This is a genomic window from Rhodospirillum rubrum ATCC 11170 (assembly GCF_000013085.1).
Taxonomy (GTDB): domain Bacteria; phylum Pseudomonadota; class Alphaproteobacteria; order Rhodospirillales; family Rhodospirillaceae; genus Rhodospirillum; species Rhodospirillum rubrum.
The window spans coordinates 2,888,634-2,902,210 of the sequence record NC_007643.1 but is presented as its reverse complement, the minus strand read 5'-3'; the positions used below and the strand labels follow the sequence as shown (position 1 = coordinate 2,902,210).

General features: G+C 67.2%; 11 protein-coding genes. 7 read left to right on the top strand and 4 right to left on the bottom strand.

Going from position 1 to position 13,577, the window contains the following annotated elements; genetic code table 11:
• Nucleotides 1-24: 24 nt before the first annotated feature.
• From RRU_RS12900 to RRU_RS12885, 4 genes are all read left to right on the top strand, one after another.
• The gene (locus RRU_RS12900) at nucleotides 25-969 is read left to right on the top strand and encodes a glycosyltransferase (RefSeq protein ID WP_237703767.1); all 945 of its coding nucleotides are present in this window, start codon (nucleotides 25-27) and stop codon (nucleotides 967-969) included.
• Nucleotides 966-1,934: a glycosyltransferase family 2 protein gene (locus RRU_RS12895; RefSeq protein ID WP_011390247.1), complete on the top strand. Its 969-nt coding sequence runs from the start codon at nucleotides 966-968 to the stop codon at nucleotides 1,932-1,934. The genes RRU_RS12900 and RRU_RS12895 overlap by 4 nt, the downstream gene beginning before the upstream one ends.
• 64 nt (nucleotides 1,935-1,998) lie before the next feature.
• Complete coding sequence (locus tag RRU_RS12890; RefSeq protein WP_014626391.1) at nucleotides 1,999-3,081, top strand: glycosyltransferase; 1,083 nt, start codon at nucleotides 1,999-2,001, stop codon at nucleotides 3,079-3,081.
• Entirely contained in the window at nucleotides 3,078-4,193 is a 1,116-nt protein-coding gene (locus RRU_RS12885) for a glycosyltransferase family 4 protein (protein WP_011390245.1), read from the top strand. Before RRU_RS12890 ends, RRU_RS12885 begins: the two co-directional genes overlap by 4 nt.
• Nucleotides 4,194-4,200: 7 nt before the next feature.
• Here the strand turns inward: RRU_RS12885 and RRU_RS12880 are convergent, their stop codons facing one another.
• Nucleotides 4,201-5,418 (bottom strand): MFS transporter, encoded by a 1,218-nt coding sequence (locus RRU_RS12880; protein WP_011390244.1) that lies wholly within the window; start codon nucleotides 5,416-5,418, stop codon nucleotides 4,201-4,203.
• A gap of 89 nt (nucleotides 5,419-5,507) precedes the next feature.
• Here RRU_RS12880 and RRU_RS12875 point away from each other — a divergent pair, with 89 nt between their 5' ends.
• Entirely contained in the window at nucleotides 5,508-6,290 is a 783-nt protein-coding gene (locus tag RRU_RS12875) for an AraC family transcriptional regulator (protein ID WP_237703766.1), read from the top strand.
• A gap of 59 nt (nucleotides 6,291-6,349) precedes the next feature.
• Here the strand turns inward: RRU_RS12875 and RRU_RS12870 are convergent, their stop codons facing one another.
• The gene (locus tag RRU_RS12870; RefSeq protein ID WP_011390242.1) at nucleotides 6,350-7,804 is read right to left on the bottom strand and encodes a catalase; all 1,455 of its coding nucleotides are present in this window, start codon (nucleotides 7,802-7,804) and stop codon (nucleotides 6,350-6,352) included.
• Nucleotides 7,805-8,157: 353 nt separating this feature from the next.
• On the opposite strand from RRU_RS12870, the gene RRU_RS12865 reads away from it, so the two are divergent.
• On the top strand, nucleotides 8,158-9,972 hold the full coding sequence (locus RRU_RS12865; RefSeq protein ID WP_011390241.1) for an Eco57I restriction-modification methylase domain-containing protein: 1,815 nt from the start codon (nucleotides 8,158-8,160) through the stop codon (nucleotides 9,970-9,972).
• A 2-nt stretch (nucleotides 9,973-9,974) separates the two neighbouring features.
• Nucleotides 9,975-11,225 (top strand): BsuBI/PstI family type II restriction endonuclease, encoded by a 1,251-nt coding sequence (locus RRU_RS12860; RefSeq protein WP_011390240.1) that lies wholly within the window; start codon nucleotides 9,975-9,977, stop codon nucleotides 11,223-11,225.
• Here RRU_RS12860 and glk read toward each other — a convergent pair.
• Both glk and RRU_RS12850 read right to left on the bottom strand, forming a co-directional pair.
• A complete protein-coding gene (gene glk, locus RRU_RS12855; protein ID WP_011390239.1) occupies nucleotides 11,222-12,196 on the bottom strand; it encodes a glucokinase in 975 nt (324 codons plus the stop codon). The genes RRU_RS12860 and glk overlap by 4 nt on opposite strands.
• Entirely contained in the window at nucleotides 12,189-13,571 is a 1,383-nt protein-coding gene (locus RRU_RS12850) for an alpha,alpha-trehalose-phosphate synthase (UDP-forming) (RefSeq protein ID WP_011390238.1), read from the bottom strand. Before RRU_RS12850 ends, glk begins: the two co-directional genes overlap by 8 nt.
• Nucleotides 13,572-13,577 lie beyond the last annotated feature (6 nt).

The window sequence follows — 13,577 nt, the reverse complement described above, 5'->3', positions numbered from 1 at the left end:
GGCGGTCCCCTGATCACTGCGGCCTTGACCGCCTATGACGCCGAGGACACCATCGCCGGCGCCCTGGCCTCGGCCCTGGCCCAGGATTGGCCCAGCCTGGAGGTTCTGATCCTCGACGACGCCTCGCGCGATGGCACGCGCAAGGTCATCGAGGCCGTTATCACCGAACGCGGCGACCAGGGCCCGCCGATCCGCCTGATCGCCCTTGATAAAAACGGCGGCGTCGCCCAGGCGCGCAACCGCTTGCTCGCCGAAGCCAAAGGCGAGGTGATCGCCTTTTTCGATGATGACGACATCAGCGCCCCCGACCGCCTGCGCCGCCAGTACGCGCGGTTGATCGCCGCCGAGCGCGAGACCGGGGCCGGGCTGGTTTTCTGCCACGCCGCGCGGTGCCAGATCCTGCCCGACGGCGGCGAGCGCCTGGAAGGCACGATGGGTGAGGAGGGCGGGCCGATCCCCGGGGGCGACGCCGTGGTCCGGCGCATCCTTTTGGGAACCCTGAGCCCGGGGGTGCGCGGCTCTTGCGCCACCTGTTCGCAGATGGCGCGCACCGCCAGCTATCGCGCCCTGGGCGGCTTCGATCCGACGCTGCGCCGGGCCGAGGATACGGATTTGTGCCTGCGCGCCGCTTTGGGTGGCGCGGTCTTCGCTGGCCTGTCCGCCCCCTTGGTCACCCAGCGCCTGACCCTGGGCGGCGACAAGACGCCGCGCGAGGATCATCGGGCCTATCAGGCCCTGCTTAACAAGCACCGCGCCACCCTGGCCAAGACCGGCTGGTTGACTTTTTACGCGCGCTGGCAAGATATCCGTCTGGCCCATCTCGAGGGGCGCACGGGGCGGGTTGTTCTCGGGCTGGTCGGGCTCGGCCTGAGCCATCCGCTGAAACTCGCGCGCAAGATCGTTTGGTCGCTGCCCGCCGCCGGCACCCGGGCGGCCTATCACCGCCAGCACCGCAAGGACACGTCGTGACCGCGACTTCCCCCGCCGAGGCTCTCCCTGCGCTGATCACCATCGGCCTGACCTGCTATAACGCCGCCGCCACCATCGAGCGGGCGCTCGACAGCGCCCTGGCCCAGGACTGGCCCCTGATCGAGGTGGTGGTGGTCGATGACGCCTCAAGCGATGGCAGCGCCGATATCCTGGCGCGGCGGGCGGCCGCCGATGGCCGGATCCGCCTGATCCGCCACGCCGAAAATCAGGGCTGCGCCGCGGCGCGCAATGCCATTCTGAGCGCCGCCAAGGGCGCTTTCATCGCCTTTTTCGACGATGACGATGTCAGCGCTCCCCAGCGTCTGCGCCGCCAGCGGGCGCTCATCCTGGATTACGAGCGGGAAAGCGGCGCGGCTTTGATCGCCTGTCACCTGTCTGGTCAGCGGATCTATGCCAATGGCTATGTCATGACCTTTCAGGCGATCGGCGCGCGCCCGCGCGTTCCCCGGGGCGAGGAGGTCTCGGATTACCTGTTGTCCTTCGACCGCCGGCCCGGGGTGTTTTATGGTGGCGGTACCCCGACCGCCTCGCTGATGGCGCGGGCCGAGGTTTTCAGCGCGGTTGGCGGCTTCGACAAAGGCTTGCGCCGCCAGGAGGACGTTGACTTCGCCGTGCGGCTTGGCCGTCTGGGCGGGCATTTCATCGGCCCCGCCGAACCCCTGTTAACCCAATATGCCAGCGAGGGGGTGGACAAGGCGGCGCGGGTCGAGCATGACAGCTTCCAGGCCCTGTTGATCAAGCATCGGGATTATCTGGTGGCCAAGGGGCGCTTCCATTACATGATGGGGTGGTCGCGGGTGCGCTTTCGTCATTTCAATGGGCAGGACGGCCGGGCGGCCCTGGCGTTGATCGGGCTGTTTGCCCGCTATCCCCTGCGCACGGCCCGCCATTTCGTCCTTTCCGCCAGCCGGCGGTTTCAACACGAGCGTTCGATCAGAGCCTGACAGCATGCCTTCCCTTCCCCCTTCCGCTCCCTCCGTCTTGTTCGCTTGCCGGAATTTCGACCGTATGGCCGGTGGCATCGAGCGTATGGCGACAATGATGATGAACGACATGGCGGCCCGGGGGCTGCGCGTGGGTCTTTTGACCTGGGACCCCGAGGACGCCACCGCCCATTATCCGATGGATCCGGCGATCACCTGGATGAAGCTGGCGATGGGCGAGGCCAGCCAGCGGGCGGGCTGGGGGCTGCGCTTGCGTCGACAAAGGGCCATCCGCCGTCTGGCCCGAGGCTTCCGCCCCGATGTGGTCATCGGTTTCCAGGCCGGCGCCTTTATCGCCCTGCGCACGGCCCTGGTCGGCTTGGGCATTCCGATGATCGCCGCCGAGCGCAACGCCCCCGATCTTTACGATTTCCTGCGCCAGGGGGTCCGCGCCCGCCGGATGACCGAACTGGCCCTGGCCACCGCCTCGCGCATCACCGTGCAACTGCCCAGCTACCGGCCCCGCTATCCGGCCTTCCTGCGCCGGCGCATCGTTGATATTCCCAATCCGGTCCCGGCGCTGGCCGAACCGCCCTATCCCAACGAGGCGGCCGATCCGCCGCGGCTGATCTTGAACATGGGCCGCTTGTCCTATCAGAAGAACCAAGCCTTTCTGTTGCGCGCCTTCGCCCGGGTCGCCCCCACCCACCCCGAGTGGACCCTGGCCTTCGTCGGCGATGGCGATGCCGGCGCAACCCTGAAGGCGCTGTGCCACGAGTTGGATCTCGACGACCGGGTTCTGTTCCCCGGCGCCACCCGCGATGTCGGGGCGTGGTATGCCCGGTCGGCCTTTCTCGCCTTTCCCTCGCTGTGGGAGGGGTTCCCCAACGCCCTGGTCGAGGCCTTCGCCCACGGGCTGCCGGCGGTTGGCCTGCGCACCACCTCGGGCGTCAACGAATTGATCGTCGAGGGCGAGACCGGGCTATTGAGCGCGCCTGATGAAGGGGCTTTCGCCGAGGCTTTGGCGCGGATGATCCGGGATGACGAGGCCCGGCGCGAGATGGGGCGCAAGGCCGCCCGGTCGATCCTGGCTTATGACCCCAAGGCGATCTTCGATCGCTGGGAGGCCTTGTTCCGCGCGGTGGCCAAGCGGCGGAGCGCGCCATGAAGATCGTCATGGTCATCAAGGGCTTGCACGAGACCGCCGGCGGCGCCGAGCGGATCTTCTGCGATGTCGCCAATCATCTGGCCGGGCGCGGCCATCGGGTGGGCGTGCTGTCGTTTGACAGCCCGGGCGAGGAGCCCTTCTACGATCTGAGCGGCGTTGACGACGTGGTCGGTCTGGCGATCGGCGATGTTCACCGCCCGACCTCGCCGCTGATCTTCCAGCGCCGGGTGAGCGCCCTGCGCCGGGAGATCCTGGCCCGGCGGCCCGATGTGGTCATCGCCTTCATGCACAGCTGTTTCGTGCCCACCGCGTTGGCCCTGATCGGCACGGGCATTCCCGTCGTCGCCAGCGAGCACACGGTGATCACCCATTACCGCAAGCGCCTGGGGCAACTGGCGCTTTATGCGCTGTCGGTGCCGCTGCTGCGCTCGATCACCGTCGTCTCGCAGGCGGTAAAGGAGCGCTTTCCCCGGGTGATCCGCCGCAAGATGGTGGTGATGCCCAATCCCGTCGCCTTACCCGCCGCCGTTCCCGAACCCGCCCTTGATGCCCCGCCCGGGCGGCCGGCGCGGCGGATCTTGTCGATCGGCCGCTTTGACGAGGCCAAGGGCCACGGCGTGCTGCTGGAAGCCTTCGCCCGCATCGCCCGGGATTTTCCCGAATGGGACCTGCGGATCGTGGGCGACGGCCCGACGCGCGAGGCCTTGCGCCAACGCGCCATCGCCCTGGGGCTGTCCGAGCGCGTAGCGATGCCGGGCATCGTCCGCAACATCGCCGCCGAATGGCAGGCTTGCGCGGTTTTCGCCCTGGCCTCGCGCTATGAAAGCTTCGGTCTGGTGATCGCCGAGGCGATGGCCGCCGGGCGGCCGGCGATCGGCTTCATCGACTGTCCCGGCGTCAACACCCTGATCGAGGACGGCCGCACCGGCCTGCTGGTTGGCGGCGAAGACCGCCCGGCCGCCCTGGCGGCCGGACTGTGGCGCCTGCTGAGCGACCCCGACCTGCGCCAAACCATGGGCGCCGCCGCCCGCGAAGCCATCGCCGGCCAATTCCACATCGAACGCATCTGCGACCAATGGGAAGCCCTGCTCAGCGAGACCCTGGATCCTTAGTACCCCCCTAATGCGCGACGGCCTTCTGGCGGCGGGCGAAAAGGGTTTCGTGGCCCGGTTCGGGGTGTTCGGGGACGAGGCGGGCCAGGGTCAGCGAGATGGCGGCCATCGCCGCGCCGGTCAGGAAGACCGCCGCCGGGTTGGTCAGCCACAGCAGGCCGAAGGCGCCGGGGATGCCGACGGCGGCGATGTGGTTGATGGTGAAACTCACCCCCGAACTGGCGGCGATATCGGCCGGGGCGGCGATCTTCTGGAAATAGCTGCGGATGGCGATGGCCATGCTGAACAGCAGGTTGTCGATGATATAGAGCCCGGCCGCCGCGTAAGGGTTCTCGACCACGGCATAGGCGACGAAAACGCCGATCAGCCCGGCGTATTCCAGGCTCAAAGCCCGGCGCTCGCCCCAGCGGCCGATGGCGGCGCCGATGCGGCCGGCGAAGACCATGTTGATCGCCTGATTGACGATGAACAGCAGCGTGACCTGGGCGGCCGAATACCCGAACTTCTCGACCATCATGAAGCCGGCGAAGACCGTGAAGATCTGGCGGCGCGCCCCGCTCATGAAGGTCAGGGCGTAAAACAGCCAGTACCGCTTGCGCAGGAACAGCTTCTTGGTTTGCAAGGCGGCATCGGGGAAGCGCGGATAGGCCATCCAGGCCGCCAAAGCCAAAATCACCGTCAAGGCGCCGCCAAAGGCGTAGACCCAGGCGTAATCCAGGCCATAAACATCGAGCATTAGCCAGACCCCGGCAAAGGCGATCAGTCCGGCGGCGCCGCGGGCAGCGATCTGGCGGCCCATGGCCGGGGCGGCGCGCTCGCGGTCGATCCACTGCAGGGTCAGCGATTGCTGAAGGGTTTCCTGGTAGTGAAAGCCGATGCTCATGACGATCGTCGTGATGAACAGGCCCAAAACGCTGGGAAACAGCCCGGTTATCGCCGTTCCAACGCCAAGCAGCACCAGACTGACGATCAACAGCGTCTGTTCGCGCAGCACCAGCAGAAAGAAGATGACGGTCAGGGCGAGCAGACCCGGCACCTCGCGCAGGCTTTGCAGCAGCCCCATGTCGGCGCCGCTGAAACTTGCCCGCTCGATGGCGAAATTATTGAGCAAGGCCTGCCAAGTGGAAAACGCTACCGGCTGGGCCGCCGCCGACAGCAGCAAAAAGGCCTCGGGACCGCGCGGATCGATACCAGCGAAAAAGCGGGAGAGAAAAGGCAGACGCATGGGGAAGCCCGTTTCGGTTGCCAAAGGAAGGAGGCGCAGGATAAAAGGGCCGGAAACGCCTGTCTTGCGATATTGGGACAATGAATAGCGTGAAATGGACAACCCCGCAGTCTGCCGCCTGGGAAACCATGCGGCCGATCCGCTCGGTCCGCGCCCGCACCTCGGAATGGCCGACGGGAACGGTGATCGTTCCCCATAGCCACCCCTGGTGCCAATTGGTCTATGCCATCGGCGGCGTCACCATCGTCGAGACGCCCGAGGGAAGCTGGGTGGTGCCGCCCGATCGCGCCGTATGGGTTCCCGCCGGCATCACCCATTGCGTGCGCGCCGCGCGCGGCGGCCAGAACCGCAGTGTTTATGTCACCATCGAGGCGGCGCAAGCGGCCGGTCTGCCGAAGGGCTGCAAGGTGGTGGCGGTCTCGCCGCTGACCCGCGAGTTGATCCTGGAATTCGGCCGTCGTCCCGATGATTACGATGAGGACGGCGCCGATGGCCGCTTGGTGCGCGTGCTGCTTGACCAGATCGCCGCCCTGCCGGCCCAGCCGCTGCATCTGCCCTGGCCGCGCGATCCCCGGGCCCTGGCGGTGGCCAGGGCGCTGGAGGCCGATCCCGCCGATGGCCGGCCGCTTGAGGAATGGGCGCGCGAGGCCGGGGCCTCGGCCCGCACCCTGGCCCGGACCTTCCGCGCCGACTGCGGGCTGACCTTCGGCCAATGGCGGTTGCGGCTGCGCCTGCTGGGCGCCTTGGAGCGACTGGCCGCCGGCGAGGCGGTGACGGCGGTGGCCTTTGATATGGGCTACGACCAGCCCAGCGCCTTCATCGCCATGTTCCGCCGGCTGCTCGGCACGACGCCGGGGGCCTATTTCCGCTAAGAAAAGGAGCGGCCCGGGCGGGTCGCTCCCTTGAGATGGTGGTGGGATGGAGGGGCCGGTCAGGCCGGTTGGGAAACCGGGGCCAGTCCCAGCGCCTTGGCCACGCCCTCGCCGTAAGCCGGATCGGCGCGGTGGAAATGGACCAACTGGCGGCGGATGATCTCCTCGGGCACGCCGGCCATGGCCTCGGCGATATTGGAGAACAGACGCTGGCGCTCGCCCTCGTCAAACAGGGCGAAGAGGGCGCCGACCTGGACGTAATCGTCGTTGCCCTCGCGGTGGTTGTAGTGATCGGCATCGCCGTTGATGCGCAGCGGCGGCTCCTTGACCGAGGGGTCCTCTTTGGGTCCACCGAAGCTGTTGGGCTCGTAATAGGCGTCGGCGTTGGGATTATTGGGGAAAAAGCGCATCGGCCCGTCTTTGTGGTAGTGATTGACCGGGCTGAGCGGGGCGTTCACCGGCAGGGCCTCGTAATGGGTGCCCAGGCGATAGCGATGGGCGTCGGCATAGGCGAACACCCGGGCTTGAAGCATCTTGTCGGGCGAATGGCCGATGCCCGGGACGACGTTCGACGGCGAAAAGGCCGCCTGCTCGATCTCGGCGAAATAGTTCTCGGCGTTGCGGTTGAGTTCCAGCACCCCGACCTCGATCAGCGGAAAATCGCCGTGCGGCCAGACCTTGGTGAGGTCGAAGGGGTTATAGGGGGTGGTTTCGGCCTCGCGTTCGGCCATGATCTGCACAAACAGCGTCCAGCGCGGGAAGTGACCCGACTCGATGGTGCCAAACAGCGCCTCCTGATAGCTTTCGCGCGACTCGCCGACCACGACCTTGGCGGCGGCATTGGTCAGATGAGCATGGCCCTGTTGGGTCTTGAAGTGGAACTTCACCCAAAAGCGCTCGCCGGCGTCGTTCCAGAAGGAATAGGTGTGGCTGCCGTAGCCGTTCATATGCATGGGATCAAGCGGCAGACCGCGATCGCTCATCAAGATGGTGACCTGATGCAGGCTTTCCGGGCTGAGCGACCAGAAATCCCACATGGCGGTGGGCGAGCGCAGATGGGTGCGCGGATGGCGTTTCTGGGTATGGATGAAATCGGGAAACTTCAAAGGATCGCGCACGAAGAACACCGGGGTGTTGTTGCCCGCCAGATCCCAGTTGCCTTCCTCGGTATAGAACTTCAGCGAAAAGCCGCGCACGTCGCGTTCGGCGTCGGCCGCCCCCAATTCGCCCGCCACCGTCGAAAAGCGGGCGAGCACCGGTGTCGTTTTGCCGACCGCCGAGAACAGCTTGGCTCGGGTATAGCGGCTGATGTCATGGGTGATGGTCAAGGTGCCATGGGCGCCCCAGCCCTTGGCGTGGACGACGCGTTCGGGAATGCGTTCCCGGTTCTGGTGGGCCAGCTTCTCGATCAACTGATAATCCTGCAGCAGCACCGGCCCCCGGGGTCCGGCGGTCAGGCTGTTTTGATTATCGGCGACCGGGGCACCGGCGGTGGTGGTCAGGCGCGTGGTCATGGGCTTCTCCCCGAAAGTGGATGGCGCTAAGGGCGTGATCCGATACCCCTCATCCTAGAGGCGATCTATCAGCGGAAATACATAACTTTACTGGGTTATTCGAGTGACTAAATCGATCATATTTTAGCCAAAGTAGAACCTTTAGGTTATAGTCTTTAGAATTAAGACGCAAGCTGGGGTGGCGCCATACCCGGGAGGCGCGGGCTTCTTGAGGGGGAGGGCGGGCTTCGTTTGCGCGAACAAAGCGGAAACGATGGATACTGGTGGCGGATCGCGGGCGGCGCTTGTAGCCTGCGGGCCCGGCTGGCGGCCGGGCTGGCAACGGGGTGGGGACTGGCTTGGGAGATGACGTCGTGACGCCGTGCGGGACCGCTTCCACGTCCCCGGAAAAATCCGCCGCGATCCTGGCCGGGCCGCCGTCGCCCGGGGTCGAGGGGACGCGGTCCGATTTGGCGCGCGCCCGCGTCGTCGCCCGGGCCTGGGCTGAAACCCTGACGCCGGCGCGGCGCGCCGATCAGGCCTTGCTGTTCACCACCGCCGCGATGGCGGCCCTGCGCAAGGGGATCGGCGTCGAGGCTGTTGCCCGCCCCGGTTTCGCCCGACCGCGCGGCCGCCTCGATCACGCCGGCGCCCGGGTGGCCCAGGCGATCGGCGAGGACGCCGCCCTGCTGCCTTTGGCCGAGGCGCTGCATCTGATCACCGGCCTCTATCCGGCGCTGTTGCCCGCCCGCGAGCGCGGCGCCCTGGGCGCCTTTTACACGCCGATCGCCCTGGTCGAGCGCCTGCTTGATCGCGCGACCGAGGAGGGCGCCGATTGGGCCGGGCTGCGTTTGCTTGATCCGGCCGCCGGTGGCGGGGCCTTTCTGCTGGGCGCCGTCGCCCGCATCCGCGCCGCCTTGGCCGGCTGCGAACCGGCCTTCATCCTGGGGCGGATCGGCGCCCGGGTGCTGGGGCTCGAGGTCGATGCGAGGGCGGCCGCCCTGGCCCAGGCCGCGCTCGATATTCTTCTGGCCGATCTGGCCCAAGCCGCCGGACGGCCGCCGCCGGTGGTGTTGCGGGTGGCCGATACCCTGGAAATCCCCGCCGATCCCAGCTTCGATCTGGTGGTCGGCAATCCGCCCTATGGACGGGTCGGCCTGACCCCGGCCCAGCGCGCCCGCTTTGGTCGCGGGCTGTATGGCCATGCCAATCTGTATGGGGTGTTCACCGATATCGCCCTGCGCTGGACGGCGCCGGGCGGGCTGATCGCCTATCTCACCCCCACCAGTTTTCTGGCCGGGCGCTACTATGGCGCCTTGCGCGGACTGCTGGCGGCGGAAGCGCCGCCGCTGTCGATCGATTTCGTCCATGCCCGCCAGGGGGTGTTCGAGGATGTTTTGCAAGAAACCCTGCTGGCGCTTTATCGCCGTGGCGGGCAAGCCGGGCGGGTGCGCATTCATTATCTGACCCTGGACGGCGAGGGGCGGGCGCGGATCGCCCATAATGGCACCATTGGCCTGCCCGCCGATGCCGGCGCCCCCTGGCTGGCGCCGCGCGATCCCGGCCAGGGGCACCTAGTCGCCCGGGTCGAGGCCATGGGCCATCGACTGGCCGAGTGGGGCTATGGGGTGTCGACCGGGCCTTTGGTGTGGAACCGCTATAAGGGCCAGCTCCGCGACCGGCCGACGGGCAAGCGGGTTCATCCGCTGATCTGGGCCGAGGCGGTCACGGCGGACGGCCGCTTTGTTTTCCGCGCCGCCAAACGCAACCATGCGCCCTATTTCAAGCTGCAGGCCGGCGATGACGCGCTTCTGGTCGGCGAGCCCTGCGTGCTGGTCCAGCGCACCACCGCCAAGGAACAGCACCGCCGGCTGATCGCCGCCGAACTGCCCGCGGCTTTTGTCGCCGGCCATGGCGGGGTGGTGGTGGAGAACCATCTGAACATGGTGCGCGCCAAGGGCACCCCCCGGGTGGCGCCGGCGGTGGTGGCGGCCCTGCTCAACAGCGCCGTTGTCGATCAGGTGTTTCGCTGCATGAGCGGTAGCGTCGCCGTATCGGCCTTTGAACTGGAAGCCCTGCCGCTGCCCGCCGCCGGCGATCTGGGGCCGCTGACGGCCCTGGTGGCCGCCGGCGCCCCGCGCGATGACATCGAAGCCGAATGCGCCCGGCTCTATGGGAAGGGGCTTTGACCATGGATCTGTTCTCGCGGCTCGAGGGCGCCAAGGAACCCAAGGAGACTAAGGAGACCAAGGAGGCCAAGGAACCCAAGGAACCCAAGGAACCCAAGGAACCCAAGGAACCCAAGGAACCCAAGGAGACCAAGGAGGCCAAGGAACCTCCGGCGTTCGCTCCTGAAACCCCGGCCGCGCCGCTACCGCCCTATGCGTCGCGTGATCTGATCGCTGCGCGCCTGCCGCTGATCTTTCCCGCCGGTACGCCCAACCGCACCTATTGCGTGCGCGATCTGGCCGCCAGCACCGTGTTCGCCGCGCTCTATATCGGCGCGGTCGAGGGACGCGGGTGTTTCCTGGGGCCGGTCCATGTCTACCGGATGACCAATGAGCAGGCGCTGTTGGCGGACGAGGCCGATCGCCTCGCCTATGGTCTGGCGGTGCTGCGCAAGGGCGGCGGGATCAGCGGCAGCCGCTGGTATGCCGATAACACCCGCGAGCCGATCCGCGATGAAACCCTGCGCGACGGGCTGGTGGCGATCGGCGCGGTGATCCGCCGGGGCGATCTGCCGACCACCTCGGGCCAGCCGCGCTATGCCCTGAAGGCTGCCTTCGCCGCCCTGTTCGATCCGGCGCTTGACGGCCCGGCCCTGGACGCCGCCATCGCCGCCTTCCAGGCCGCGCACCTCAGCCGTAGCGCCCTGGCCCGCGTGGCGATCATGCGCGCTGGCGCCACCGCCGGGGCCGAGGGGGTGCTGGTGCGCTTTCCCAGCGGCGAGACCCGCCAGCTGGCGCCCGGCCCCAGTTCGATCATCGCCCAGGCGGTGGTCGAGGTTTTCGCCCCGCGCTTTCTTGCGGCGCCGGCGGTGCTGTGGCTCAGCGAAAGCGGCAACAAGGTGGTGCTGCGCGACGACGCCCTGGCCCATGCCATCGGCCTGCGCATCGAAGCCGATAAAACCCTGCCCGACCTGATCCTGGCCGACCTTGGCCCCAAGGATCCGCTGCTGGTTTTCGTCGAGGTCGTCGCCACCGATGGCGCGCTCAGCCCCCAGCGCCAGCGGGCCATTCACGCCCTGACCGAAGCCGCCGGTTTCTCGCCCGCCCAGGTGCTGTTCCTGACCGCCTATCAGGACCGCCAGTCGCCGGGCTTTCGCAAGACCGTCGGCCAATTGGGCTGGGGCGGCTTCGTTTGGTTCGCGTCCGAGCCCGAGCGGCTCTTGCGCCTGCACGACAGCGCCGGCGATCCCCGCACCCTGGCCGAGCTGCTCTAATCGCTGACCAGCCCGGCCAGACCGATGAAGGCCGGATAGGGGTGGGTGACCAAGCGAATGGGGACGACATCAAGGTAATCGCGGAAGCGGCCCTTTTCGTGGAAGCGCGCCAGGAAGGCCGAGGTTCGCAAGGCCTCTGGGTGTCGGGGCAGGATACCTCCCATCAGGTAAACGCCGCCCTGGGCGCCGGTGCTCAGCACCAGATTGCCCGCCACCGTGCCCAGCAGCGCGTAAAAGGTGTCGACGGCTTCGGCGCAAACCGGGCAGCTGCGCGCCAAGCCCTTTTCCATCACCGAGGGCGGGGTTTCGGCAACCGGCTCCAAGCCATCGGCGGCGCGGATCGCCTCGCTCAGCCAAACCAGACCGGGGCCGGAAATCGCCCGCTCGGCCGAGGCGTGGCCGTGAATGGCGCGCAGGGCGCTGATGATCACCGCCTCGCGGTCGGTCACGGCGGGCAGGGTGACATGGCCGCCCTCGGTGGCCAGGGGGCTGGTGCGGTTGCCGCCGCGACCGGGGATGAGGATCGCCACCCCCAGACCGGTGCCCGGGCCGATTGCGGCGATCGGCGCCCCGGTAAGTCCGGCGCCGCCGCCGATCTCGATCAGCCCGGAGGGGCCAAGGCGGGGGATGGCCAGGGCGTTGGCGATGAAGTCATTGACCGCATGGAAAGGCGCCAAACCCAAGCGGTCGGCGACCGCGCTGATCGAGAACGACCACGCCCCATGGTTGGTCAAAGCCAGATGATCGCCGTTGACCGGACAGGCGACGCAGATCGCCCCGCGATCGGGGCGCGGTTCAAAGGCGGTCAGCACCTCGGCCAGATAATGGGCCGCCGCCTCGGCCGGGCCGGGAAAGGCGGCGCAGCGGTAAACCCGTTCGTCGCGCCAGCCGCCCTCGGGGGTGGTCAGGGCGAAGCGGGCGTTGGTGCCGCCGATATCGGCGATCAATCCGGGAATGAACGGCTCAGCCATTGAACGGCGCCGCGTTCAGATCGGCCAGATACTTCTCGCGCCAAGCTTCCAGCGAGTTTTCATCGACCATACGCATCATTTCAACCCAACGCTCCTTGCGCTCGTCCAAAGCCATGCCCAAGGCCCTGTCCATGGCATCGGCCATATCCTCGCGGTCGAAGGGGTTGACCTGAAGCGCCGTTGTCAGTTCGCGGGCCGCCCCGGCGAAGCGCGAAAGAACCAGCACCCCGGGGTCCTGGGGATTCTGGCTGGCAACGTATTCTTTTGCCACAAGATTCATACCATCGCGCATTGGCGTGACAACGCCGACGGCCCCTTGTCGGTAGAAACCGGCCAGGACCGATCTGGCGAAGTTGCGGGTGAGGTAGCGGATTGGCACCCAATCGTAATCGCCGAACTGGCCATTGATCTGGCCCGACAGGCTTTCGAGTTCCTCGCGCAGGCGCCGGTATTCGGGAACCTCGGAGCGGGAAATTGGCGCGACCTGCATGAAACTGACCTTGGCGCGATGCTCGGGATGCTTTTCGAGCAGGCGCGAAAAAGCCTCGAAGCGTTCGGGCAGGCCCTTGGAATAATCCAGGCGCTCGACCCCGATCATCAGCTTGCGGCCGTTCAGGCTGGCGCGCAGCCGGCGATAGGCGACCGTGCGCTGGGCGCGCTGGGCGGCCTCGGCGAAGGCGCCTTTCTCGATGCCGATGGGATAAACCCGGGCGACCAGCGAGCGCCCCCAGACGGTGACATGGCCGTTCTCGCCAATCCAGCCGCCGGCTTCATGCAGGACGTAATCGAAGAACGAGCGCCGGTCGTTTTCGGTCTGGAAGCCGACGACATCATAGGCGCACAGCGAACCGACCAGTCGGCGATGGTGGGTCAGGGCCAGCAATACCTCCATCGCCGGAAAGGGCGTGTGCAGGAAGATGCCCATGCGCTGGCGCGCCCCCAGGCGGCGCAGTTCTCCCCCCAGCGGGATCAGGTGATAATCATGGACCCAGATCAGATCATCATCGGTCAGCAGCGGTTGAAGCTGCTCGGCGAAAACCGTATTGACCCGCATATAGCCTTCGTAGTCCTGGCGGGTGAATTCGGCCAACCCCATGCGATAATGAAAAAGCGGCCACAGGGTGCGATTGGCGAAACCGTTGTAATACTGGGCGTGATCCTTGCGGCCAAGATCGAGCACCGCATAGGTGACCGGGCCTTCCTCGATGAAGCGCGGCCGGTCCGATGTCTGGGCGGCGACCTTGCCGCTCCAGCCAAACCAGATCCCGCCAAACGAGACCAGCGCTTCGCGCAAAGCCACGGCCAATCCCCCCGCGCGGCCGGCTTGATCCTCGGGAAGCGCCACGCGGTTGGAGACAACGATAAGACGAGCCACGCGATT